Annotated in this window: 19 protein-coding genes and 1 pseudogene; 9 read left to right on the top strand and 11 right to left on the bottom strand. The window is 63.3% G+C overall.

Going from position 1 to position 23,124, the window contains the following annotated elements:
• Window positions 1–4: 4 nt before the first annotated feature.
• The gene (locus SPYCW_RS01100) at window positions 5–2,194 is read left to right on the top strand and encodes a prolyl oligopeptidase family serine peptidase (protein WP_158500034.1); all 2,190 of its coding nucleotides are present in this window, start codon (window positions 5–7) and stop codon (window positions 2,192–2,194) included.
• On the opposite strand, the gene SPYCW_RS01095 is transcribed toward SPYCW_RS01100, so the two are convergent.
• The 3 genes from SPYCW_RS01095 to SPYCW_RS18875 all read right to left on the bottom strand — a co-directional run bounded on the left by SPYCW_RS01095 (window position 2,191) and on the right by SPYCW_RS18875 (window position 4,749).
• A complete protein-coding gene (locus SPYCW_RS01095) occupies window positions 2,191–3,903 on the bottom strand; it encodes an asparagine synthase-related protein (RefSeq protein WP_054586705.1) in 1,713 nt (570 codons plus the stop codon). The two genes, SPYCW_RS01100 and SPYCW_RS01095, sit on opposite strands and share 4 nt — an antisense overlap.
• Entirely contained in the window at window positions 3,903–4,187 is a 285-nt protein-coding gene (locus SPYCW_RS19485) for a lasso peptide biosynthesis B2 protein (protein WP_419722573.1), read from the bottom strand. Before SPYCW_RS19485 ends, SPYCW_RS01095 begins: the two co-directional genes overlap by 1 nt.
• Window positions 4,188–4,608: 421 nt before the next feature.
• Window positions 4,609–4,749, bottom strand: coding sequence for a hypothetical protein (locus tag SPYCW_RS18875; RefSeq protein ID WP_158213705.1), 141 nt, complete (start codon window positions 4,747–4,749; stop codon window positions 4,609–4,611).
• Window positions 4,750–5,190: 441 nt separating this feature from the next.
• Here SPYCW_RS18875 and SPYCW_RS01085 point away from each other — a divergent pair.
• A pseudogene (locus tag SPYCW_RS01085) lies at window positions 5,191–5,364 on the top strand (NAD-dependent oxidoreductase); the annotation flags it as partial.
• Between the two features lie 310 nt (window positions 5,365–5,674).
• On the opposite strand, the gene SPYCW_RS01080 reads toward SPYCW_RS01085, so the two are convergent.
• Entirely contained in the window at window positions 5,675–6,847 is a 1,173-nt protein-coding gene (locus SPYCW_RS01080; RefSeq protein ID WP_231732804.1) for a CaiB/BaiF CoA transferase family protein, read from the bottom strand.
• 134 nt (window positions 6,848–6,981) lie between these two features.
• Entirely contained in the window at window positions 6,982–8,139 is a 1,158-nt protein-coding gene (locus tag SPYCW_RS01075; protein ID WP_054586703.1) for an acyl-CoA dehydrogenase family protein, read from the bottom strand.
• A gap of 274 nt (window positions 8,140–8,413) precedes the next feature.
• Between SPYCW_RS01075 and SPYCW_RS01070 the strand changes: the two genes are divergently transcribed.
• A complete protein-coding gene (locus tag SPYCW_RS01070) occupies window positions 8,414–9,061 on the top strand; it encodes a TetR family transcriptional regulator (protein WP_054586702.1) in 648 nt (215 codons plus the stop codon).
• 127 nt (window positions 9,062–9,188) lie between these two features.
• On the opposite strand, the gene SPYCW_RS01065 is transcribed toward SPYCW_RS01070, so the two are convergent.
• Window positions 9,189–10,604, bottom strand: a complete 1,416-nt coding sequence (locus tag SPYCW_RS01065; protein ID WP_120215218.1) for an aldehyde dehydrogenase family protein — start codon at window positions 10,602–10,604, stop codon at window positions 9,189–9,191.
• A gap of 217 nt (window positions 10,605–10,821) precedes the next feature.
• Here SPYCW_RS01065 and SPYCW_RS01060 point away from each other — a divergent pair, with 217 nt between their 5' ends.
• Window positions 10,822–12,072 (top strand): acetyl-CoA C-acetyltransferase, encoded by a 1,251-nt coding sequence (locus tag SPYCW_RS01060; RefSeq protein ID WP_054586700.1) that lies wholly within the window; start codon window positions 10,822–10,824, stop codon window positions 12,070–12,072.
• 67 nt (window positions 12,073–12,139) lie between these two features.
• Here SPYCW_RS01060 and SPYCW_RS01055 read toward each other — a convergent pair whose 3' ends face one another.
• Window positions 12,140–12,517 carry an EthD domain-containing protein gene (locus tag SPYCW_RS01055; protein ID WP_054586699.1) on the bottom strand — a complete coding sequence of 126 codons (378 nt, stop codon included), beginning with the start codon at window positions 12,515–12,517 and terminating at the stop codon, window positions 12,140–12,142.
• An 85-nt stretch (window positions 12,518–12,602) separates the two neighbouring features.
• Here SPYCW_RS01055 and SPYCW_RS01050 point away from each other — a divergent pair, with 85 nt between their 5' ends.
• Window positions 12,603–13,616, top strand: coding sequence for an NADP-dependent oxidoreductase (locus SPYCW_RS01050; protein WP_054586698.1), 1,014 nt, complete (start codon window positions 12,603–12,605; stop codon window positions 13,614–13,616).
• Between the two features lie 38 nt (window positions 13,617–13,654).
• Here SPYCW_RS01050 and SPYCW_RS01045 read toward each other — a convergent pair whose 3' ends face one another.
• A complete protein-coding gene (locus SPYCW_RS01045; protein ID WP_054586697.1) occupies window positions 13,655–14,452 on the bottom strand; it encodes an enoyl-CoA hydratase/isomerase family protein in 798 nt (265 codons plus the stop codon).
• 236 nt (window positions 14,453–14,688) lie between these two features.
• Here SPYCW_RS01045 and SPYCW_RS01040 point away from each other — a divergent pair, with 236 nt between their 5' ends.
• On the top strand, window positions 14,689–15,486 hold the full coding sequence (locus tag SPYCW_RS01040) for a tyrosine-protein phosphatase (RefSeq protein WP_054586696.1): 798 nt from the start codon (window positions 14,689–14,691) through the stop codon (window positions 15,484–15,486).
• Window positions 15,487–15,497: 11 nt separating this feature from the next.
• Here the strand turns inward: SPYCW_RS01040 and SPYCW_RS01035 are convergent, their stop codons facing one another.
• The gene (locus tag SPYCW_RS01035) at window positions 15,498–16,307 is read right to left on the bottom strand and encodes an SDR family oxidoreductase (RefSeq protein WP_054586695.1); all 810 of its coding nucleotides are present in this window, start codon (window positions 16,305–16,307) and stop codon (window positions 15,498–15,500) included.
• Between the two features lie 165 nt (window positions 16,308–16,472).
• Between SPYCW_RS01035 and SPYCW_RS01030 the strand changes: the two genes are divergently transcribed.
• From SPYCW_RS01030 to SPYCW_RS01020, 3 genes are read left to right on the top strand one after another with little or no spacing between them, the layout of a single operon-like run.
• Window positions 16,473–17,579 carry an NAD(P)-dependent alcohol dehydrogenase gene (locus tag SPYCW_RS01030; protein WP_054586694.1) on the top strand — a complete coding sequence of 369 codons (1,107 nt, stop codon included), beginning with the start codon at window positions 16,473–16,475 and terminating at the stop codon, window positions 17,577–17,579.
• Window positions 17,580–17,592: 13 nt separating this feature from the next.
• Window positions 17,593–19,143 carry an acyl-CoA synthetase gene (locus tag SPYCW_RS01025; protein WP_054586693.1) on the top strand — a complete coding sequence of 517 codons (1,551 nt, stop codon included), beginning with the start codon at window positions 17,593–17,595 and terminating at the stop codon, window positions 19,141–19,143.
• Window positions 19,140–19,913, top strand: coding sequence for an SDR family NAD(P)-dependent oxidoreductase (locus tag SPYCW_RS01020; protein ID WP_054586692.1), 774 nt, complete (start codon window positions 19,140–19,142; stop codon window positions 19,911–19,913). Before SPYCW_RS01025 ends, SPYCW_RS01020 begins: the two co-directional genes overlap by 4 nt.
• Before the next feature lie 57 nt (window positions 19,914–19,970).
• On the opposite strand, the gene SPYCW_RS01015 is transcribed toward SPYCW_RS01020, so the two are convergent.
• Window positions 19,971–20,747, bottom strand: a complete 777-nt coding sequence (locus tag SPYCW_RS01015; protein WP_120215216.1) for an SDR family NAD(P)-dependent oxidoreductase — start codon at window positions 20,745–20,747, stop codon at window positions 19,971–19,973.
• Window positions 20,748–20,781: 34 nt separating this feature from the next.
• Window positions 20,782–23,109: an enoyl-CoA hydratase-related protein gene (locus tag SPYCW_RS01010; protein ID WP_054586690.1), complete on the bottom strand. Its 2,328-nt coding sequence runs from the start codon at window positions 23,107–23,109 to the stop codon at window positions 20,782–20,784.
• Window positions 23,110–23,124: the final 15 nt, after the last annotated feature.

The following is a 23,124-nucleotide window of genomic DNA, read 5'->3' as shown; positions in this document are numbered from 1 at the left end:
GTCCATGCGGAATAGCCTCCGAGCCGGCCTCCCGGCCGCGGCGATCCTTGCCGTCGCGGTGCTCTCCCCTGTCGCCCCGGCAGGGGAGAGCAAGGGCAGGCCCTGGACTCTCGAGGACATCCTCACCGTCCCGGAGGTGAAGGACATCGCCCTGTCGGAAGATGGCAAGCTTGCCATCTACGCGGTCGAGATTGCCGACCTCGCTGCCGACAAGCCGCGATCCCATATCCGCATCCTCGACATCGCTGCCACCCGGCAAAGAACCATAGTGACCGTCGACAGCGCCAAGTCGCTGCGGCGCATCCCCGGCACAGCGGACTGGAGCGCCCTCCTCGACCTCGGGGCGGGCCTGCAGCTCTATCGGATTACGCCCGGCGGCATGGTGCAGCCGCTGATCGTGAACCCGGCGACCGTTCCTGTCGGGAAAGCGGACATGTCTTTTCCGATCGGCGGCGGTGTGCGCCCGTCATCGGTAGGCGTTCTAGACTATGACTGGTCCCCCGGCGGCGCCTGGCTCTGGTATTCGCAGCTCAGAGCATTGCCGAACGCGCCTCGCGTCCGATTCGACGCGGAGGTCAGCGCTCTGAAAAGCCGGCGCCGGTCTACGATAGACGTCGAGATCGACTATTTCCTGCGCGGACCCGACGGGAAAACCACCCTGATGCTGAGCAGGCCATCGAAGGACCGGATGGCGACGCGTGGCGGGGGGCAGATTCTCTGGCGCGGCGATGAGGTTCAATTCCGGGTGGAGACACCCGATGGCTCGGAAGGCGGTCGGTTCGAGATGCGCGCCTGGAATCGGCTGAGCGGAACGATACGCACGCTGGGTGTCGAGCATAATCTGGAGACAATCGCGCTCCTCAGGGGACCGCGCGGCGGCGAACTCGCGACGAGCGGCCTGGCGAAAACGCTGGACCTCGTGGAAACGGGCCCGGACGGGGAACGGCACAGCTACGGTGCGGTCGCATTCACCATAGGCGATCCCCGCGCGGCTGCGCCCCAGGCGAGCCGCGACGGAAAAAAGCTGGTTCTCGGAACCCGCGATCTCGATGCGGCCCGCTACGGGCTGGCCGTCGTCTCGAGCGATGACGTGCGAAGGGTGGAGAGCGAACACAGCCTCACTCGCTGCGCCTATGATAACGCGCTTCTTTTCGCGGTCTGCGTCGAAGAGGGAATCGCCACACCGCCGAGGCTTGTGAAAATCGACCTGAGGGATGGCCGCATCTTCCGGCTCCTGTCGGTCTCGGCGGAGCATGACGCGATCGCTCCCCTCACCATCCTTCCCCGGGTCTGGACCAACCGCGATGGGTATGAAGCCCGCGGCTTTGTCGTCCTCCCCCGCGGCTACCAAAAGGGAAAGCCCTACCCGGCCGTCATCGTTACCCATGGGTCCGATGCCGACGACCGGTTCGCCGCGCCCGGTTTCCAATGGAACTACCCGGTCCAGCTGCTCGCCGAGAGAGGTTATGTGGTGCTGCTGATCAATGACCCCTCCCCCCTGCAATCGGAGGAGCTGATGGCGGCCAGCAAGGCATGGGTTCGCGGCAGCGGGCCGCCGGATTCAGAGACTCTGCAGCGGTTGCTGTGGATCGAAGGCGTCCACATCTTCGAGGATGCCGTCGACGAAATGGCCATCGAGGGTCTCGTCGATCGGGATCGGGTGGGCATCGCCGGCTACAGCCGCGGCTCGCAGATGGTCAATGTCGCGGTGACCCGGTCGCCCCTGTTTCGCGCCGCATCGAGCGGCGATGGCGGCTATCTCGAACCGGCGGGATATGCGACCGCCGGCTCGAGCTATGATGCGGTTTATGGCGGCGCACCGCTGAGCGACGCCATAATCAGCTATCGCCGTTTCGCTCCGTCGCTGAACGCCAACAGAGTTTGCGCAGCCCTGCTACAGCAGGTTGCCTCGGCATCGCCGTCGCAGATCGAATTGTTCGAAGCGTTGCGCGCGGCGAAAGCGCCGACGCAGATCAGTCATTATTCCGGCGCTACGGCAGCGTCTGACGAAACCCATGTCTTCTACCGGCCGTCGAACCGGTCGCTCGCGATGCGGGAGAATATCGCCTGGTTTAACTATTGGCTTCTGGACAAAAATGATACCGACGGCCCCTTCCCGAACCAGGCCGAAAGCTGGGGCAAGCTCGCGCGCGATCGGCCCGATCGTTGCCGCGCGGCGAACGGGCCCGGTTAGGATCCGCTCCACCAGCGCACCCAATTTTCGGCGGCGGCGAATTCGAGGATACGCTGAATTCGCTCGACGCCGCGCCAGGTGGGATCCTCGGCGCGATCGAGAAGCGCGGGATCGAAAATACCCTCGGAAGCCAATAGGCCGTTGCGGAGGCGGTCGTGAAGGCGGTCCCTGTTGCGGCGGTATATCAGGAGATCAAACCCGCCGGGACCGCCCTTGCTGGTGCGGGCGGTGACAAGCGACGTAAGCGCGCTGTCGAAGGCGCGGCGCGCGACCGCGCGATTCCGTCCGCCGGATACCCACATCCAGGTCGGAATCGACAGACAGAGTTCCATCAGGGGCTGCGATATGAGCGGCGCGACATGGGGCGGCGACACCGCGCGCGGATAGAGCTCGATGCTCTTTTGGGTTCGCATCAGATAGGCTGCATGAACGGTCTTTCCGGGCAGAATGTCACGCGGCGGCCGGAGCCAAGGGTGCGTGGCCCCGGCGGCCCGTGCCACCCTCGCGGCGTCCGGCTGCAGCCCCGCTGCGTTGAACCGGATCTGATGCCGTCCCCCGTGGCGGCGATGGCGATCCCAGGCATGGCGCAGGACCGTGCGTCGGTCGGCGCCGGTCAGCAGGCATATGTCGCGCAGCGTGGTTCCGAGCCGTGCGGACGGGCCCTCCGCCAGGACGCGATCGAGAAGGGGAATGGTGCTCCGCAGGCTGCACAGAACAGCGTCGCCGCCATTGCCGGTAAAATAAGCATCTACCGGCATTTCTCTGGCTAACCGTTCGTGGATCGCCTCGTTCGTCTGGCGCCCGATCGGCACGATCGGCCAGGGATGATTGGGCGCGGAGGCGCGGCCGACGTCGATATCGCCAATTTCGCGCTGCACTTCGCGAATATTGAGCCCGAGATGCGTCGCCATGGCCAGCGCATATCGTCGTTCGTCGCCATCGGCATCGGGCCCGAACAGGGTCAGACACGTCAGCCCGCGCGCGGCAGGTGCGGCGCCGGCGGCGACGATCGATGAGTCGAGACCTCCGGATACGCCCAGCAATATCGACGAGAAGCAGCGCGACCATGTCCCCGCGACCCCGCAAACGATGTTGCGCAGGTCCTCAGCGAAAGTCTCGAAGTCCTTGTTCGCGCGCGGCGTGACATGGTCCCATGGGGTCCACCAGCTCTCGAGTGCCACCTTGCCATCGGCAACGGCAAGGCATTCGCCGGCTATCAGTTCCTCGATCCCCTCGATACATGTGCGACGCCCGCGCGCGTCGCCGCTTGAAAGCACGCGCGCGACTTCGCCCAAATCGACGGCGCCGGAACCCGGCGAAGCGAGTTCCGTGATATCGCCGGCGATGCTTATTCCGTCGGCCTCCCGTTTTACGTAGCAGGGCAGCGCGCCGGACGGGTCCCGGAATATCGTCACCGCCCCGTTCCGGCCGATATGAACAAAAACATAGCCGCCCCAAAAATCCGTCAGCAGCTTTCGTCCTTTTTCGGCCGTGAGGACTTGGCCGGGGCACTCAATGGCAGGCGGCACCGCGCTAAATTTTTCGAACAGGCGACCAATGATGATGCTCCGCGCATCCACGTGCTGCAGCGGCTCGCGCGACCAAACCGCCACATTTCCGCAACTGAAATCAGCCGCACCGCGAGCTTGCGAGCGACGACGCAAACCATCCTCTGCGAAAGCGATCTCGATGCGAAATCCACCGGTCATCAGACCGCCAAGATCGGCTTGTAGCGAAGGATGACATCGAGCGGGTCGGTCAGCACCGCTTCGCCAGCCTGAACCCAGCAATGGGCAGCAAAGGGCAATGTCACGCCAAAGACAAGACGGGCGTCGCACCTCGCGCGCGCAAGGATCCGGCGCATCGCAATGCCCCGCTCGAGGCACCGATCCGTGGCAAGCGCGTAACGCCGGGCACGGTGAAACGCGGCGGCGACACGAATATAGGTCTCTTGCCGACTCTCGGGAGAATGTTTTTCGAGGCGCTCACCCATCCGCCGCGTGATCTCGAAAACCGGAATACGGCCAATGTCAAAGCGCGCTCGCCTTTGGGCCGCAATCGCCCTGAGGGTATCGAGCCAAGGCGTATCGGGGAGAGGCTGGTCGATGAGGCTCGCTGTGACGGCCGGCGGCAGGGGCAGATTCCCGATAGCCAATCCGCCAGCGGGACCGATGAGCTGCTGATCAAGCAGAACAGCCTGTTCGTCGTCGCTGGCGCGCTGGTCGAGGAAATGCGCAAAAGCTTGCGACGTCCGCCCCTGGATCAGGAAATAGCGGCCAGCAGGCAAGTCCAGAAACACATATTCGCTTTCGAAGCGGCAAAAGTGCAGCCCTGGCCGGATGTCGTAAGATGGGTCCATGCGATGGCTGTGCCAGAGGTACGGCGCGCCGCAGCGCGGCGCGCCGCCCTGAGGGTCAGTCTTCAGCGGTGATGCCGCCGACGAGCAGGAAGTGCTCGTTGGTATCTTCATCGCGGGGACCGACCGGTTCGATGCCTCGGGTCTCGACGCCGACGGCGCCGAGGTCGATCAGGTCACTGCTGTCCTGCTGTTTCATCACATCTTCCTTCCGAAATCGCGACCGAAATGAGTCGCACTTGGGAAGTTATGCCTCGGAAATTCCGGCCGCTATTTAATAATCTGAAAATAATCGAGCATCGTTTTCAAAAAAAGAGTGACCGCGCAAAGGAAACGCACATCGGGGCACGAACCGCTACCTTTAGCTTGCGCCTGGACATACGTAGCGGAACCCGGTCACACGCCTGCAAATGTGGCGTGACCGCGATCATGCGTTTGATCGGGAGATGTGCAACTCCAACTGGCACCGGAACTGGATGTATCTTTGCCGCACAGGGTTACGTACAAACGCCGAGGCGCGCATCGAACCTCGGTCCCGAAAACGCCTCTGCGATCATCAAAGGAAGCATGATTTCGGCACAGGCCCGTTTTGACAACGGCCAGTTGCGCGCGTCCTTTCTGACTACCGACGATGGCAAAGAACGCAGTGCTGCCGTCCATCATCGGTACGCCGGCGAACCGGGCGGACATGCCGGATGCTGACCTGAGCGACTGGATTTCGCCCCAGGCGGCCGCTCGCGTCGTCGCCTTTCTGCTTTCAGACGAGGCGGCGAGCATTACCGGAGCCCAGCTCAAACTCTCCATGGGGCAATGAGCCAATCGCACGGCGGTGTGCCGGTTTGGCCGGCGCAGCGGCGCGATCAAGCCGCATCGATCTTGCCGGGAGTGCGAGCCTTGCGCGGCAAGGTCAGAGCTTGGCGGCGATCGTCATCAAAATGGCGCCCCAAACGAGGAAGGTGACGGCGTAAACCGCAATACAGTCAGCCTCTTGGCGCAGTCTGGCGCGCATGATCTTCTCTCCTGCTCCTTGCCCCGCCCTTGTTTCGGGCGGTGGCTTCACACAATGCCGTCATCGCGCGGAATCTGGCTTCGGATGCGGGATTCGAGGCCCGCACCAAAAGCGGTCATCCGGAGATGGATCGGCGGATTTCTTCGCTCTGTTCGCCTATCGCCGGGGCGACCTTGCCGGCTCCTCCCAGCGATACGCCAAAGCGGACAGGATGCCCCATCCGGAAGCACCGTCCTTCGGTGGGATGCTCATAGGCTTCGAAGAAGCCGGTGGCGGCAAGATGCGGATCATTCATGATGTCGGCGAGGTCACGGACAGGCTGAGCCGGGATTTGCGCGGCATGGCAGCGCGCAACGAGGTCGGCGGTCGTGAAGCCTGGCGTCAACCTTGCTATTTCGCGGTAAAGGAGCGGGAGATTGCGCCCCCGCGCCTTGCGGGTTGCGAACGCGTCCTGATCGAGGAAGCCCGGATTGCCAAGCAGTTCGAATATCCGCGACCAGCTTTCGTCGGTGTAAGCGACGATGCTCACGTAGCCGTCGGAGGTCGGGAAAGGCTGGCGATCGGGATCGATCTGGCGAAAATAGCCAACCGGAGCATTGGGAGGGTCGAAGGCCAGACCGCCGAGATGCTCAAGCAGCATGAAATTGGTGAAGACCTCGAACATCGGAATTTCAACGAGCTGACCCTCGCCAGTCCGCATGTGATGGATAATGGCGGCGAGCACCGCGTGCGCCCCATGAAGACCGGCGACCTTGTCGGCGATCAGCGAGGGCAGATAGCGCGCGCGCGGATCGCCATCGACGCGGGGGAGAAGCGTTGCCGTCCCCGACGCTGCCTGGATGACGTCGTCATAGGCCTGTAGATCGGCATAGGGGCCATCCTGACCGAAGCCGACGCAATGCGCATAAATGATATCGGGCTTGATCGCCTTTACCGCTTCATAGTCCAAGCCGAGACGTTCGGCGGCTTTGCCCCTGACATTGAGAACGAACACATCCGCATCCGACAGAAGCTTCTTCATCGTCTCGAGGTCGGCAGCGGTCTTGAGATCGAGGGCGATCGATTGCTTGCTGCCGTTGATTGCCATGAAAGCAGGCGCCATGCCGTGGGTCGCGGCCGCCTTGCCCGACCAGCGAAAAGAGTCCCCGCTTCCCGGCACTTCGACCTTGATGACGTCGGCGCCGAGCTCAGCGAGAATATGGGTGCAATAGGGTCCGAAGACGACGGTTGTGAGATCGACGACCTTCAAGCCCGTAAGCATCGCCTTGCCGTCCGCCATTCCCATCATATGCTATTCTCGCTGCCATACCGTAAAGTCACAGCATTTTAATTACCCAATTAATGATGCGCGATCAAGCTGAACCGTCGCGCCTCCCGGCGTGACATGCGCCGAAACATGACGGCACGGAGCGCGACCGACGCTCAGCGAGCGGAGTCGATGGCGCGCCAGACCAGATTCTTCTGAATTTCCGTGGTCCCCCCGTAGATCGTTTGCGCGCGCTCGAAGAAATAGGAAGCCGTGGCGACCGCGGCAAACTCGGGAATGAGCGGCGTCGCCTCATGCCAGTCGGAACGAGAGCGATCGAAAAAGGGCGCCGCATGCTCCCCTGCCCGGTCGATATACAGCTCGGTGATCAACTGCGCGGCCTGCGTGCAACCGATCTTCAGACTTGCGACGGTGGCCGCATCGCTTCCATGCACAAGCGCCTTCAGAACCTGCTGTTCGAGCACCATCACCGTAAATTCTGCATCGGCAAGCCGCCGGGCGAAGGCGCGGTCGCCCGCGACCATCGTGCGGAGGGTCGCAAGGTCGCGCTTCTTGCGGCCAACATGCGCGTAAGAGAGGCGCTCATTCTTGAGAAGGACGTTTGCATAATGCCACGCGCGCCCCTCCTCCCCGATGCGGTTTGCGGCGGGAACACGGACGTCGGTAAAGAAGACCTGGTTCAGCTCATGCGCGCCATCGATCGAAACGATCGGCCGCACGCTGATGCCTTCGCAATTCATCGGGGCGCAGATGAGCGATATGCCGTCCTGCTTTCTTTCTTCGTGCGAAGTCCGGCAGAGGCAGAAAATCCAGTCCGCGATGTGGGCGCCGCTTGTCCATATCTTGGAGCCATTCAGAATATAATCGTCGCCATCGCGTACCGCCGAAAAGGCGAGACTGGCGAGGTCGGACCCCGCGTCGGGTTCCGAATAGCCTTGCGCCCAGAAGGAGCGCGACGAGAGGATGTCGGGCAGCCAGCGCTGCTGTTGTTCGGGCGTGCCGAACGCACAGATGATCGGCCCGATATAGATGAGGCCCATCGGAATCAGGTTCGGCGCGCCCGCCAGCTCCATTTCCTCTTCGAACAGATAGCGTTCGACCGGCGTCCATCCCGTGCCTCCGAACTCGCGGGGCCAGCTGGCAGCCAACCAGCCACGGGCCTGGAGCGCCTGCTGTGCGGCTTCATAATCCTGACGGCGGAGAAACTGACCGGTGCGAACCTTGTTCAGGACAGAAGGCGGGAACTCGGTTTCGAAGAAGCGGCGAACCTCGGCCTGGAACGCCCTGTCGGCGCGGCTGAACTGCAGGTCCATGGCCTCACTCTCCTCACTTTTTCAATTGCGATGGACCATCAATTAATCGCATAGATAATTTCAGGCAAGCGTCGCGCAGGCCATCTATATCTGGCGAACGCTGTGGAGGTTATCGCCTGGACCGGCTGGCAAATAGGACCAGCGCCGCCGCCACAGGGCGTGGGAATATATTGTTCAATCAATTAATTTACGCCATATCCGAACGGCTAGCCGCAAGCTGCGGCGGGCCGATTGCAGGGGATGGTCGTGCCGGGACGACCACAGGGAGTGACGAATGAAGGTGCAGATCGAGGCGGAAGGCGGTTCGTCGACAGCGGAGTCTCGCGAGCGACTGCTGGAAGCGGCGGGACAATTGATGGCCGAGCGGGGTACGACCGATATTTCGTTGAGCGAAATTGCTGCGCGGAGCGGGGTCAATTCTGCGCTGGTCAAATATTATTTCGGCAACAAGGCGGGCATGCTGATGGCGCTGCTTCGCCGCCGGCTGGGTCAGGGAATGGCGGACCTGCAGCAGCTGCTGAAAATGGATATTTCGCCGCAGGACAAGTTGCGCATCCACATCAGCGGCATGGTCAACACCTATTATCAATATCCCTATGTCAACCGGCTGATGCACGAGCTGGCCAACGAGCCGTCGGGCGATTATGGCAAGCAGATCGCCGAGGAAATCAGCCTGCCGGTCGCCAAGGCGCAGCGCGCGATTCTGGAAGAAGGCCGGGCCAAGGGCATCTTCCGCGAGGTCGATCCTCTGGTCTTCTATTTCATGATCGTCGGGGCCTGCGACCAGCTGTTCCATTCACGCCACCAGGCGCGACATGTGTTCGGCCTTGAGGAGATCAACGACGATCTCAAACGCCGCTACGTATCGGAGCTCTGCAACAACCTTATCAGGGGAATCTCGGCCGACCCGCGCGCGAACTGACGGCGCGCCGCCCCGGTTGAGCTGCGCGGGAAGGACGCAAGGCGCCGCGGCCCAGGCGTGGCGCCTCCAGCCGCAGCCGCACGATTCTGCCCCCTCGCGCCGAGACCGACGCCAAGCTCCGCTGGACCTATTTGGCGATCGTAATCGTCTGGGGCACCGTGAACTCGAGCAGTCCCTCCTTGCCGTTCTCGACGCCGATCCCCGATTGCTTGTGACCCGCGAAGGGCGTCCAGGGCATGATGTAGAGCGTGTCGTTGATCCACACGGTTCCCGTCTCGAGACGCGACGCGATGTCCGCTGCGGCCTCCGTGTCGGCTGACCAGATCGAGCCGCCGAGACCATATTCGCAGGCGTTGGCACGAGCGACCACCTCGTCGATGTCGCGGAACTTCAGCAGCGGGAGGACCGGGCCAAAAGCCTCCTCCTGCACCACGCGGCTATCCTCGGGTGGGTTGTCGACGATCGCGAGTGGAACGAAGAAGCCAGTTCCTTCGGGAACGTCGCCGCCGGCAAGGAAGCGCAGCCCCTGCTGCTTGGCGTCCTCGATGAGATTCTTGACACGTTCGAACTGGGGGCGGTTCTGGATCGGTCCGAAATTGCCTCCCTGGTCGAGCCCGTCGCCGACCTTCGCGGCGCGCGCGCGCGCGACAAGTGCATCCGCCACCTTGTCATACACATCTTCGTGCACATACATCCGCTTCGTCGCGATGCAGATCTGGCCGCTGTTCGCGAAGGCCGAGAAGAAGAGCTTGTCGGCCACCTCATCCAGCGCCACATCGGGCATGACAATTGCCGCATCATTGCCCCCGAGCTCGAGGGTCACCCGCTTGAGGCCTTTGGACGCGGTTTCCATGACGCGCTTGCCAGTCGCGGTCGAGCCTGTGAAACTGATCTTGTCGATGCCCTCATGCGCGGTCAGCCAAGGGCCAAGGCGATCGCCGCCGCTGATCACGTTGAACACGCCTGGCGGAAGATGCTCGCGAAGAAGCTCGGCCAACTTGAGCATCGTGAGCGGTGTAAAGGGCGAAGGCTTGAGCACCAGGGTATTGCCGGTAAGCAGCGCCGGTGCGATCTTCCATACGGCGAGATTGACCGGGAAGTTCCAGGGTACGATGCCCGCGACCACCCCGAGCGGGACGTGGCGCGTTTCGGACCGTTTTGAAGCGCTATCCTCGGTGACGGTAACCGGAATGTCCTGCTTCGATACCTCATTGGCCCAATAGGCGGCGAAGGCGATCTCCTGCGCCGCGCCGTCGAGCGGGCGTCCCTGCTCAAGCGTAAACAGACGGGCGAAGTCGGCCTGGTGCTCGGTCAGAACCTCGCCAATCCTGGCCACCGCGCGCCGCCGCTCCTCGATCGGTGTAGCACGCCAGCCGGGAAAGGCCGCGCGGGCGGCGGCCACGGCGTCATCCAACTGCTTTTCCGAGCAGTCGGGAGCTTTGGCAACGATCTCCTCGGTTGCCGGATTGATGACATCGATCGTCTCGCTCGACGAGACGGCCTTGCCGCCGATCGTCATCGTGAAGCTATCGAAAAAGCTCATCCGGATTTTCTCCCATCAGGTGGCCGCAAACAATTGGCTCTATTTAATCATTCAATTGATTATGCGACGAGGCAAGCGTTTTTTGCATGCAGCCTCGCTGCCGGTCGGGCTCCCGAGCCCTCCGTCCGCACCGACCAATTCGCTTGATCGAAGCGAGGGATTAAATTAATCGCTCGACTAATTCTGGATCGGACCAACTTCTTGCAAGGATGCTTTCATGACTGAAGCCTATATCATCGACGCCGTCCGCACCCCGCGCGGGATCGGCAAGCCCGGCAAGGGCGCGCTTTCGCACCTTCACCCGCAGCATCTTGCCGCGACGGTGCTCGCTGCGATCCGCGACCGCAATAATCTCGACACATCAACGGTCGACGACATCGTCTGGTCGACGTCGAGCCAGGTCGGCAAGCAGGGCGGTGACCTCGGCCGCATGGCGGCGCTTTCGGCGGGCTATGACATCAAGGCGAGCGGCACGACGCTCGACCGCTTCTGCGGCGGCGGCATCAGTTCGGTGAACTTCGCGGCGGCGTCGGTGATGTCGGGTATGGAAGATTGCGTGATCGCCGGCGGCACCGAAATGATGAGCTTTACCGCCAGCCACGCCGCTGAGCAGGCCAACGCCGGCCTTGCCCCCCAGATGATGGGATCGGGTCATGAAGCGCTCGACACGCTCCACCCGCAATCGCACCAGGGAATTTGCGGCGACGCGATCGCGACGATGGAAGGCATCAGCCGCGAGGCTCTCGATGCGCTCGCGCTCGTCAGCCAGCAGCGCGCCGACAAGGCGATCAAGGAAGGCCGTTTCAGCAAGTCGGTCGTCCCCGTCCTTAACCCAGACGGCAGCGTTGCGCTCGACCGCGAGGAGTTTCCGCGCCCCGAAACGACCGCCGAAGGGCTTGCCGCGCTGAAGCCCAGCTTCAGCGGCCTGGCCGATTTCGATCTTGGCGGCGGGGTGACCTTCCGCAAGCAGATCAACCGCCGCTATCCCGACCTCGAAATCCAGCATTTCCATCATGCGGGCAATTCGTCGGGCGTCGTCGACGGCGCCGCGGCGATCCTGCTCACGTCGCAAGCCTATGCCGAGAAGAACGGCCTGACCCCGCGCGCGCGCATCGTCGCTTATGCCAATATCGGCGACGACCCGACGCTGATGCTCAACGCCCCGGCCCCGGCGGCGAAGAAGGTGCTCGAAAAGGCGGGGCTGACCAAGGACGACATCGACGTCTGGGAAATCAACGAGGCCTTCTCGGTCGTTGCCGAGAAGTTCATCCGCGACCTGGATCTGGATCGTGAAAAGGTCAACATCAACGGCGGTTCGATGGCGCTCGGTCACCCGATCGGCGCGACCGGCTCGATCCTGATCGGCACCGCGCTCGACGAACTCGAACGCTCGGGCGGCCGCTATGGCCTGGTCACCATGTGCGCCGCCGGCGGCATGGCGCCGGCGATCATCATCGAAAGGCTTTGACGTCGAAGCTTTGGCTGACGGATTGGAGCCGATAACAAATAGCGGCGGGCGGCGCATTCGCCCGCCGCTATCCATTGCTGATGATGTCGTGCCCCTGAACCCAGAAGATGGGCGAGTTGGGAAGGTCGATGAACCTTTTCTCGTCGGCGAGCAGCAGCCTGCCTGCGGCGCGTCCTGCCTCGGTCATACCCGCCGCTCGCACGGCAGCCGCGCTATCGTACCAAAGCTCGGCAATACCGTCGTAGGGCGGAAGCTCGCAGCCGCGGCCAGCCAAAGCACGGGTAAGCCCGTCGTCGTCAAGGGCGTGCGACTGGACATAGCGGCGGATGCCAAGCGTCTCGGCAACGCTGCGAACAAGCGGTGCATGTTGATTGAGCCAATAGTCCTGAAATTCGGACAATGTGAGAGCGGGCAACCGCCGCAGGCAGAATTTGATGGCAATCATGGTCAGACTTTCTTGTGAAAGGGTCGCCGCGCGCCCCGGATGGGAATTGGCTCTGGTCGCTGTCCCGCGCTTAAGGAGATAGGATATGAAGAACCGCCAATGGATATTGAAGCGCCGTCCGCAAGGCGCGCCTGGCGCTGCGGACCTGGAACTGCGGGAAACGCCCATAGGCCCGCTCGCGGACGGAGAGATATTGGTTCGCAACCTCTATCTTTCGCTTGATCCGACGAACCGGCTCTGGATGAGCGATCGCGACCAATATCTGCCTCCGGTCGGTGTGGGCGACGTCATGCGCGGCGGCACGATCGGGGTCGTCGAGGCTTCGCGCTCGGACCGCTTTCGCGTCGGGGACCTCGTCCTGCCATCGACCGGCGGTTGGGAGCTTTACTCGATAGCGAATGAGCGCGGATCGCGTCGTATCGCGCCGCAGGCTGGAGTTCCGCTGACGGCCTATTTGTCGGTCCTCGGGGCGACGGGACTGACGGCCTATTTCGGGCTGCTGGACATCTGCAAGCCTCGGGAAGGCGAAGTCCTGGCGGTGTCCGCGGCGGCGGGTGCCGTCGGCTCGATCGTCGGTCAAATCGGCCGCATCAAGGGCGCGCAAGTGGTCGGGATTGCCGGCGGCCCGGAAAAATGCGGCTGGCTTACCGAGACGCTGGGGTTTGATTCGGCGATCGACTATCGCAACGAGGATGTCGGTGTCGCGCTCGACCGGCTGTACCCGACAGGTATCGACATGAATTTCGAAAATGTCGGCGGTCCGATCATGGATGCCGTTTTCTCGCGTCTCCGCAAGGATGGCCGCATGGCGCTGTGCGGAATGATCTCCGCCTACAATGAGGACGGGCCAATGCCGGGGCCGCGCGACTTCGGGCGAATCCTCATGCAGCGCCTGACCGTTCGAGGCTTCATCGTGATCGATTATCTTCGCCAGGCGCCTGGAGCATTCGCCGACCTCTCGTCGTGGATTGCCGAGGGCCGGCTTGCCTGGAAGGATCATGTCGTCGACGGGCTCGAGGAGGCGGTGGCCGCGCTCGACCTGCTGTTTACAGGGGGCAACGACGGAAAGCTCGTCGTCAGAGTTTCGCCGGAGCCCTGACGCCTGACGCCTGACGCCTGACGCTGCGCACAGCCCCTTCATCGCATCGCTTCAAGTCCGACATCGCCTTCTGCGAACTGGAAGAGCGCCTCCGGCAGCACCTCGCCGGTGAGGCCAAGCTCGCCAAACCGGCAAGCTTCCGCGGCCAGCCTCTCCCGGTCTTCGTCAGTGGCCGTCAGGCGCAGGATCGCGGACACCGCGGCGGTCGAACGGCCGGCGAACATGCCGGCCAATTCGAGGGCACGATCGAGCGCACAGGGGACCACTTCATCGACAAGGCCGGCCGCCAGCGCCTGGCTGGCCGTCATGACGTCGCCGCGGAGCATGAACAGGCGGGCCCGATGGCGTCCGACCAGTCGCGACAGCCGCTGCGTTCCCCCTCCGCCGGGGAAGATGTCGAGGCGAATTTCGGGAAGGCCGATCGCGGTGGCGGCGGGCGATGCGATCCGCATGGTGCAGGCGAGTGCAATTTCGAAGCCGCCGCCCATGCACAGGCCGTCAATCGCGGCGATCACCGGCTTTTCGGCGGCGTCGAGCATCGCGCCGAGTTCGGCGAATGCGCTGGTCGCAAAGGCTTGCGGATCGACGCTTCCCATGCCTACGCGTTCAAGCGAAGTTGCAATTTGCCGGACGTCGGCGTGGCGGATGAAGATGCCGTCCTGACCGCCTGTGAGAATGATCGCTCGTGTTTCGGCCGCCGCGAGGAGGGGCCTGATCGCCGCGACAAGGTCCGCCGCACCGCCGTTCGAGACGGTGCCGTGCGGCGGATTGGCGAAGCGCACGACGGCTACGTCTTCGGCGCTTTCGACCTGAACGCGAAGCGGCTTGCCTGTCATCCGCGGACCTTTTCCATTGCTGATCCGGTGAGCTAGCATCCCCCGACCGGGTTGCACAATCAATTAATCAATCACATAATAAGGCTGGGGCGGGTTCTTCCGGTCTAGCATGAGCGGGGATGGAGCCCGGGCACCGGGCGATGACGCCAAAGTCGAAGGGAATGGCGTCACAGATTGGAAACCCGAGACTGGTTGATAAACGCGGCGCACGGGCGCACCTTTTTGTGGGATATCATATGACCGAGACTGTCGTGATCGAAGAGGACCGGCTGGTCGCACTTGCCGGCGGCCAGAACTTTCGGGAGGTCGGCGGCTATCCGGCCCGCGATGGCAGGGTTTTGAAGCGACGGCTGATATGGCGGTCCGCCCGGCTGGACGAGTTGACGAGCGACGATATCCGCAACGAATCGCTCGACGCGATTTCCACGATCGCAGACCTGCGCCTGGCCAGCGAGCGCGCGCTCCATCCGACCGTTCCGGCTTTTGCGGAAAAGCGCACTACCTTGGTCTGGGACGAGGGCGATATCGATCTTTCAGGCGATCAGCGGTTGTTTGCGCGCGACCTCAAGCCCGATGATTATGCCGAAGCAGTGCGGCATTTCTACCGAAGCCTGGCCGACAGGCACGCGACGCATCTCGCCAGCCTGTATCGCCATATCGCCGCAGGCAGCCTGCCGGTGCTCATCCACTGCTCGGCCGGGAAGGACCGCACCGGCATCGCCATCGCACTATTGCTCGATCTCATCGGAATTCGCCGGGAATATATCATCGCGGACTATTGCAAGACGGCCGAACTGCTCGACTGGAAACGCCTGACCGCGAGTGCGGCGGCGGCGGGCATGCAAGGAAAGTGGATGGAACGCCTGGCGCCCGATGCGCTCGAAATCCTTATGCGCGCCGATCGCAGCTATATCGAGGCTGCCTTTCGCGAACTGGAGTGGCGGCATGGCTCGATATCCAGCTTCGCGAAGGACGTCCTCGGCCTCTCGGATAGCGATCTTGGCCGGCTACAGGACAACCTCCTCGAAGGCTGAGCGGTCCTTGCCTATCGCGGCGGGACAGTGAGGGCGTCTGCCGACGCGTCACCGAGCACAGAACCTCCGTCACAATCGAGAATTGCTCCGGTGATATATTTTGCATTGGGGGTGCAAAGAAATACCGCGAGATCGGCGATGTCGCGCTTGACGCCATAGTCGCGCAGCGGAATCCGTTTCTTCAACGCCGCGGTCGCAGCCTCCGATGGGGTCAGCCTGCGCATGCCTTCAGTATCGCCGATCGGCCCCGGAGCGATGGCGTTTACGCGAACGCCGGTTGGCCCCCACTCCATCGCGAGCGTCTGGGTCAGATTGTTGATCCCTGCCTTTGCCGCGCCGGCATGCGCCTGGAACATCGTCGGGCGAATGGCTTGTCCCGCCGTAATCGAGATGAGCGACGCGCCAGGTTTGCGCAAATGGTCGAACGCAGCGCGCATCACGTTGAAAGTGCCCAGAAGGTCGATGTCTATGACCGTCTTGAATGCGTTTGCGGACATGCCAATCACCGGTGCCAGAAAATTTCCAGCAGCACCGGAAACGACGAAGTCGATCTCCCCGAACCGTTCGACCGTCGCAGCGAAGGCTGCGTCCACCGCCTCGAAATCGCGAACATCGGCGGCGAGCCCCATTGCGCGCGCACCACCCGGATCAATGCTCCTGGCGGCTGCACACACCCGCTCGGCATCGCGGCTTATGAGGCTTATGTTCGCCCCGAGTTCGGCGAATCGCTCGGCAATCGCGAGATTGATGCCACCTGACCCTCCGGCGACGAACAATGTCCTGTTCTTGAAAATATCCTCACGAAACGCGTCCCCGGCCACTGTCACTCTCCCTCACACTCTTCGCGTCAGCGCCCATCACGAGCATCAGAGAATTTCATTAGTTGATTGATTATTTTTTTGCCAATTGATAATTCCACGCGAGCAAGGATCGCCGCTGCCCCTTTCGACAATGGACGAACGGCGACGGCGCATGGGAGATGGAGCATGGCCAAGCAAGCATTCGCCGCGGTAGCCCGCACCCCGGGGGGGCGGTGGGATATCGAGGATATCATGCTCGAAGATCCGCGGCCGGGCGAGATATTGGTCCGCATCGCGGGCGTCGGCCTCTGTCATACCGACCTTGCCTTTGGCGGAAGTCTCCAGATCATGAAGGCGCCGGCGGTGCTTGGCCATGAAGGGTCGGGTATCGTCGAGCGCGTCGGCGAGGGGGTGTCGAAGGTGCGCCCTGGCGATCATGTCGTACTGACCTTCAACAGCTGCGGCGAATGCCCCCGGTGCGATGAGGGCCGGCCGGCCTATTGTGTTCGCTTCGCACAAATGAACTATGGCGGCTGCCGAGTGGACGGAAGCCGGACGCTCTGTGTCGGCGAAGAACCCGCAAGTGCGAACTTCTTCGGCCAGTCGTCATTCGCATCCTATGCACTTGCCAATGAACGCAACACCGTCCGCGTCGACCCAGCGCTGCCGATCGAGTTGCTTGGCCCGCTGGGTTGCGGTGTCCAGACGGGCGTGGGCGCGGTGATGAACTCGCTCGCCTGCCCCAAAGGCTCGTCGCTTCTTGTGATCGGCGCCGGCGCGGTGGGGCTGAGTGCGGTCCTCGGCGCCAAGGTCCAGGAATGTGCCACCATCCTCGTTGTCGAGCCGCGGGAGGAACGCCGGGCCCTGGCGCTCGAACTTGGTGCGACGCACGTCATCGATCCGGCCTCCGCCGACTTTGCGACGGCAATCCGCGAAATCGTCCCGGTCGGGGTCGATTATGCGTTCGACACGACAGGCCGGCGAGAGGTCATCGAATCCGCGATGACTGCATTGGCGCCGCGCGCGACCTTCGGACTTGTCGGAATCGCAAGCCCCGCCGACGATCGGCTGGGTCTTTCGATCAACCAACTGGTCGGTGCGGGTCATATCGTGATGGGCATCATCGAAGGCGATAGCCTACCCGATATGTTCATCCCCCGCATGATCGAGCTCTACAAGGCGGGAGAGCTGCCTTTCGACCGTCTCGTTCGCAGATATCCGCTATCGCAGATCAACGAAGCCATTGCCGACCAGCACGCCGGACGGTGCGTGAAGGCCGTGATGATCCCCTGAGAGGACGGACACTATGCATCCCTCGATCCATGCCCGCTCGACGCCCCACAAGCCCGCCCTGATCATGGCCGAAACGGGCGAGGCGCTGCGCTATTCCGATCTCGACCGCCGCTCGAACCAGGGCGCGCAGCTATTTAGGGCCCTCGGACTGGCTCCCGGCTCGACGATCGCGATGTGCCTTCCCAATTCGCCCGCTTTTTACGAGATCGCCTGGGCTGCCCAGCGTGCAGGCCTCTACTTCGTCACCATCTCCAACAAGCTCCAGGCTGACGAAGTCGAATATATATTGCGCGACAGCGGCGCCCGGATCTTCATCATTTCGGCCGCGCAAGGCGAGGTCGCGGCGGAAATCGCGCGGCGCGACCTCGATATCGACCTGTTCGCAACAGGCGGCCGGATCGCGGGCTATCTCGATTTCGAGTCCGAGCGCAGCGCAATGCCCCCAGTCCCGGTCGCCGACGAACAGGCGGGCTATGACATGCTCTATTCGTCGGGCACGACGGGACGGCCGAAAGGCATCAAGCCGAGCCCGATCTGCGGCGAGCCCATCGACAAGCCGGACTCGGTCGTCATGGTGGCGACGCAACTCTACGGCGCGTCGGCGGACAGCATCTATCTCTGCCCTGCCCCCATTTATCATGCGGCACCGCTCCGCTGGACGATGGCGATGATGCGCCTTGGCGCCACCGTCGTTCTCATGGAGCGCTTTGCCCCCGAGACGGCGCTCGCCGCCATCGCGCGATACAAGGTGACGATCGCGCAATTCGTGCCGACTCATTTCATCCGCATGCTCAAGATGCCGGAGGGCGAGCGCGCCGCCCATGACGTCTCGTCGCTGAGCACCGTGGTCCACGCCGCCGCCCCCTGCCCGGTCCCGGTCAAGGAAGCGATGATGGACTGGTTCGGTCCGATCATTCATGAATATTACAGTGGATCCGAAGGCAATGGCGGGACCTTCATCGGGCCTCAGGAGTGGCTCGCTCACAAGGGCTCGGTCGGCAGGCCCCTGACGACGAAGCTCCACATTTGCGACGAAGAAGGACAGGAGCTTCCGCCTCGGCAGGAAGGCACGATCTATTTCAGCGGCGGGCCGCGGTTCGAGTATCACAACGACGCTGCCAAGACCGACGAGTCGCGGCATGCGGAGGGATGGACGACGCTCGGCGACATCGGCTGGGTCGACGAGGAAGGCTATCTCTATCTCACCGACCGCAAGAGCTTCATGATCATCTCGGGTGGGGTGAACATCTATCCGCAGGAGATCGAGAATCTGCTGGTGACACATCCAAAGGTCGCGGACGTCGCCGTGATCGGCGGACCGGACGAAGAGATGGGCGAGCGCGTGATCGCGGTCGTTCAGCCCGTCCACTGGTCCGACGCCGGTGACGCGCTTGCGGCTGAACTTACCGCGCTCGCGCGCGAGAAGCTCAGTCACGTCAAGGCACCTCGTCAGATCGACTTCTCGAAAGCGCTCCCCCGGCTCGACACCGGCAAGCTCTACAAACGCCTCATCCGCGACGAATATTGGGCCAGGGACAAATCTGCCGGAGCCACATCGCGATGACCGCCGCGCCGAAGGATGCCTCGCTTCTCGCGGGCCAGTCTGCGATCGTCACCGGGGCCTCGTCGGGGCTCGGCCACCGCTTTGCCAAAACGCTCGCAGCGGCGGGTGCCGCCGTTACGGTCGTCGGCCGACGTATCGAACGCCTCGAAGCGCTGGTCGCCGAGATAGAGGCGGCGGGCGGCAGAGCGACCGCCGTCGCAGCCGATGTCGCTGACCCGGGGCAAATCGTCGAGGCTGTCGATAAGGCGCAGGCGGCTTTCGGAACAACCGGGATCCTCATCAACAACGCCGGCATTCCCGATGCGCAGCTCGCAACGCGCATGCCGCTCGATCTCATCGATCGCGTGCTCGACGTGAACGTGCGTGCGCCCTTCCTCTTCGCGCGCGAGGTTGCAACGCGGCTCATCGAGGCCAGGCAACACGGGCGGATCGTCAATATAGCCTCGATAGCGGCCTTTGTGGCGCCCAGGCAGGGTGCCGCCCTTTATGCGACGAGCAAGGCTGCGGTCGTGCGGATGAGCGAAGCCCTGGCGATCGAATGGGCGCGCTTTCATATCAACGTCAATTGCATTGCCCCGGGCTCGTTCGATTCCGAGATGATGGACGGGATGCGGTCACGGACCGGCGACGCCTTTATCGGCACCTTTCCGCGCAAGCGGCTGGGTTTGCCGGAGCAACTTGATTCAAGCTTGCTCTATTTGGTGTCGCCCGCCTCGGAAGCGGTCACCGGGACGATCCTCAAGGTCGACGACGGCCAGTTTCTGCGCTGACCGGAGGCTAACGCCCCCTCCGGAGCCAAAGCGGGAGAGGCAAGTCGCAAGGATGTCTTATAGCGATTGTCCATCATCGACGGTGATGACCGTACCGGTTATCCCGAGCGATGCGTCCGAGCAGAGAAACAGCAGCGGCGCGTGGAGATCGCTCGCCGGGCGCAAGCGGGCGCGCGGAAAGGAAGCGATATAGGCCTGCCCCGCTTCACTTCCGACCATCTCCGCCGTCATCTCGGACTCGAAATAGCCAGGCTGGATGACATTCACATTGATGCCGCGCCGCGCCCATTCGCGCGCAAATGCCTTGGCCATATGGCGCGCAGCGGCCTTGGTCGCGCCGTAAACGGACGCCGCGGGCAGCGCCCGCTCGGCCGTGATAGAGCCGATGATGACGACTCGGCCATGCTCGCGCTCGCGGCTTCCCGCTGCCACGAGCCGCCGCGCTCCTTCGGTGGCGGTCAGGAAGGCGCCCCGGACGTTGACAGCGAGCAGATCGTCGACATGCGAGGCGGTGAGGTGCAGGGTGGCGTTGTCGCTCGCGATACCCGCATTGGCGACAATCGTGTCGACAGTTCCGAAAGCTGCCTCGGCTGCATCATAGGCCGCTATTGTCGAGGCTTCGTCCGTGACATCGAGGGCCACGGCGAGCGCCTCGCCGCCCTGCCCCCTGATCGCATCGACCTCTGCCTCGAGCCGGTCGACACGCCGCGCCGCAAGGACCACCTTAGCGCCGGCCTCAGCGAGCACGCGCGCAAAGCCCGCGCCAAGTCCGGACGAAGCGCCGGTCACGAGCGCCACGCGCCCGGTCAGATCAAAAGCTGTCGCCACACCCATTCCCCCTCTCCTTCCCGGCAGACCCCGAGAAAACCTATCGGCCCTTCCAGACCGGTGGCCGCTTCTGGGCGAACGCGAGCGGCCCCTCGCGCACATCGTCCGACCGGAAAAGCGCTCCGATCGCCGGATATCGCGTCTGGTTCCCATAGGCGGCCGCGAGGTCGCTTTCGTCCAGGCCTTTCATGACGGCCTCCTTGGAAGCCCGGATCGACATCGGGCTGCACGCGGCGATGTCATCGGCCCAACGCCGCGCCGCTGCGAGCAGTTCGTCTTGCGGCACCACTTCATTGACGAAGCCAAGCGACAGACCTTCAGCGGCCGATACGCGGCGGGCGGTGAGGATCATGCCCATGGCCTGCTTGAGGCCGATCTGCCGCGGCAGACGGTGGAGCCCCCCCGCAAGAGCGGCGAGGCCAACCTTGGGCTCGGGAAGAGCGAAAACGGCGCCTTCGGCCGCGATGATGAGGTCGCAGGCCAATGCAATCTCGAAGCCGCCACCCATGGCAATACCATTTACCGCGGCGATCACGGGCTTGTTGTTGTCCCAGCGCGCGGTGAGGCCGGCAAATCCCTTGGTCGGTGTCTCGAGCGGCAACCCCGCAGCCATCGACTGCGCGGTGAACTTGAGGTCATTGCCCGACGAAAAGGCTTTGTCGCCGGCCCCCGTCAGGATGGCCACCCACTGATCGGGATCAGCCTGGAAGTCGTCGAAAACCTCGGCCAGCTCCTCGTTCGCATATGGCGTCAACGCGTTCATCGCGTCGGGGCGATTGATCGTGACCAGAGTGATCGGCCCGTCGCGTTCGACGAGACAGAAGCGGTGCGGCGCCGCGCGCCGGTCGCGCTTCTCGCCTACCTCCCATATTCGGGCGCCAAAGGCATCGATGCGAATATGGCCGGACGTGCCGATGGGATTGGCGTCGAGCGAGGAGAGGACCAAGATCGATCGATCATCGTCACGCCGTACCTTCGCGATCGTTCGCTGGCCATCTGCGGTGCGCGCGATCACGACGCCGTGGAGGACCTCGCCCTTCGGCGTATAAATGATCGTGTGCGTTTCGACGGTGGCAGCGCCCTCATAGGTCTCTGTAAATTCGGGCACGGAGCCGCGCAACGCGTCCGCCCTGGCCTGAACCGAATAGTCCGGCCTCAAAGTCTTCTCCGGTGGCCGCGTCGAGATCAACAGCGCATGATGTTTGGATACGACGCCGCCCTGGCCGTAGAGAAGGCCTGTGGTTCCCTTTCCGGCCCGCATCTCCCGGACCATCGCGCAGACGCCGTGGCTCATATAATTGTTCATCGGGCCGCCAAAGAAGGTCAGCCCGCCGGTCACCGTCGGCTTGACGTCCGGCCGCAGCTTCAGCGTCTCGAGCGCCATCTTGGGCACAATCGGAAAGCAGCTGTACATTTCCGCCAGATCGATCGCGGAGGCATCGCCGCCAGCGATCTCGACTGCCTGCTCCAGAACCACGCGCTGCGCGGTCGACTGGTCATAGCGGTCGCGTTCCAGATAATCCCCGGGCTCCTGCGCTGCCGCGCCATCCCAGATATAGATCAGCCGCTCTTCGGGAATCCCGTTGGCGAGGGCCCATTCGAGGCTTGCCACGACGATCGCGGCCGCTTGGTTGACCGAAGGGTTCGCGACCATCAGCTTGGGATAGGGAAAGGCCACCAGCCGGTTGCTCTCCGAAGGCGTGCCGATCTCTGCCGCTCCCGGCGCGGAACGCAACCATGCGGTTTCATTGGACGCGGCTACCTTGGCATAGTCCGCCCAGAGTTCGGCGGCAGCGGCGCGGCCCTCGGCCGGGGTCTGCCCGCGGGCGGCTTGGAAGGCGTTCTCATAGAGCGGGTAGATATGAACGGGCGCAGTCATTCCGAGCTTTTTCGAGGCCTTGCGCATCGGAAGCGAGGCGAAGTCGACCGCGACGGTTTCCTCTTTGGGAGCGAGCGGGGTCCAGTCGAGCTTCGCCTTGGCCTTGCGCGCCTTGCCCATCGCATTGACGGCCTCACCGCCGACGATCGCGGCAACGGCGCTGTCACCCCGCGCGATACGGAGTGCTGCCTCGTGCAGGAGGCGAATAGGCGTTTCGCCGCCCATGCTGGCATTTTGGGCACGGGCGGGGCCGATCGAGAGCTTCTCGCAAAGAAGAGCTACGGGGTCGCGGTAGCGCCAGGTGACCTGTCCGACGAGATCGATCGAGTCCAGCGCGCCGAGAACGGCCGGCGTTTCCGCCGCCGCGCGGCGCAGCGCTTCTGCCATCAGCGCCACAGGTTCGAGCGCCTTGCCCGGGTCATCCGGGCGGTCCACAATCTCGCCGACGGCGATGATCACGGGCGTCTGCGCTGCTGCTGTCCCTTTCATCTCAGCTGTCTCCCA

Source organism: Sphingopyxis sp. EG6 (assembly GCF_003609815.1).
GTDB lineage: Bacteria > Pseudomonadota > Alphaproteobacteria > Sphingomonadales > Sphingomonadaceae > Sphingopyxis.
Note: the sequence above shows the minus strand (reverse complement) of the source record. Positions and strands in the feature narration are given on the sequence as shown.

What these genes read in the sequence shown, in the direction of transcription:
- SPYCW_RS01050 (WP_054586698.1), top strand. Translation starts at nt 12,603, where the DNA reads ATGAAGAACCGCCAATGGATATTGAAGCGCCGTCCGCAAGGCGCGCCT.
- SPYCW_RS01075 (WP_054586703.1), bottom strand. Translation starts at nt 8,139, where the DNA reads ATGGACCTGCAGTTCAGCCGCGCCGACAGGGCGTTCCAGGCCGAGGTT.
- SPYCW_RS01095 (WP_054586705.1), bottom strand. Translation starts at nt 3,903, where the DNA reads ATGACCGGTGGATTTCGCATCGAGATCGCTTTCGCAGAGGATGGTTTG.
- SPYCW_RS01015 (WP_120215216.1), bottom strand. Translation starts at nt 20,747, where the DNA reads ATGGGTGTGGCGACAGCTTTTGATCTGACCGGGCGCGTGGCGCTCGTG.
- SPYCW_RS01100 (WP_158500034.1), top strand. Translation starts at nt 5, where the DNA reads ATGCGGAATAGCCTCCGAGCCGGCCTCCCGGCCGCGGCGATCCTTGCC.
- SPYCW_RS01020 (WP_054586692.1), top strand. Translation starts at nt 19,140, where the DNA reads ATGACCGCCGCGCCGAAGGATGCCTCGCTTCTCGCGGGCCAGTCTGCG.
- SPYCW_RS01080 (WP_231732804.1), bottom strand. Translation starts at nt 6,847, where the DNA reads ATGATGGGAATGGCGGACGGCAAGGCGATGCTTACGGGCTTGAAGGTC.
- SPYCW_RS01060 (WP_054586700.1), top strand. Translation starts at nt 10,822, where the DNA reads ATGACTGAAGCCTATATCATCGACGCCGTCCGCACCCCGCGCGGGATC.
- SPYCW_RS01010 (WP_054586690.1), bottom strand. Translation starts at nt 23,109, where the DNA reads ATGAAAGGGACAGCAGCAGCGCAGACGCCCGTGATCATCGCCGTCGGC.
- SPYCW_RS01040 (WP_054586696.1), top strand. Translation starts at nt 14,689, where the DNA reads ATGACCGAGACTGTCGTGATCGAAGAGGACCGGCTGGTCGCACTTGCC.
- SPYCW_RS01045 (WP_054586697.1), bottom strand. Translation starts at nt 14,452, where the DNA reads ATGACAGGCAAGCCGCTTCGCGTTCAGGTCGAAAGCGCCGAAGACGTA.
- SPYCW_RS19485 (WP_419722573.1), bottom strand. Translation starts at nt 4,187, where the DNA reads ATGGGTGAGCGCCTCGAAAAACATTCTCCCGAGAGTCGGCAAGAGACC.
- SPYCW_RS01025 (WP_054586693.1), top strand. Translation starts at nt 17,593, where the DNA reads ATGCATCCCTCGATCCATGCCCGCTCGACGCCCCACAAGCCCGCCCTG.
- SPYCW_RS01030 (WP_054586694.1), top strand. Translation starts at nt 16,473, where the DNA reads ATGGCCAAGCAAGCATTCGCCGCGGTAGCCCGCACCCCGGGGGGGCGG.
- SPYCW_RS01070 (WP_054586702.1), top strand. Translation starts at nt 8,414, where the DNA reads ATGAAGGTGCAGATCGAGGCGGAAGGCGGTTCGTCGACAGCGGAGTCT.
- SPYCW_RS01065 (WP_120215218.1), bottom strand. Translation starts at nt 10,604, where the DNA reads ATGAGCTTTTTCGATAGCTTCACGATGACGATCGGCGGCAAGGCCGTC.
- SPYCW_RS01055 (WP_054586699.1), bottom strand. Translation starts at nt 12,517, where the DNA reads ATGATTGCCATCAAATTCTGCCTGCGGCGGTTGCCCGCTCTCACATTG.
- SPYCW_RS18875 (WP_158213705.1), bottom strand. Translation starts at nt 4,749, where the DNA reads ATGAAACAGCAGGACAGCAGTGACCTGATCGACCTCGGCGCCGTCGGC.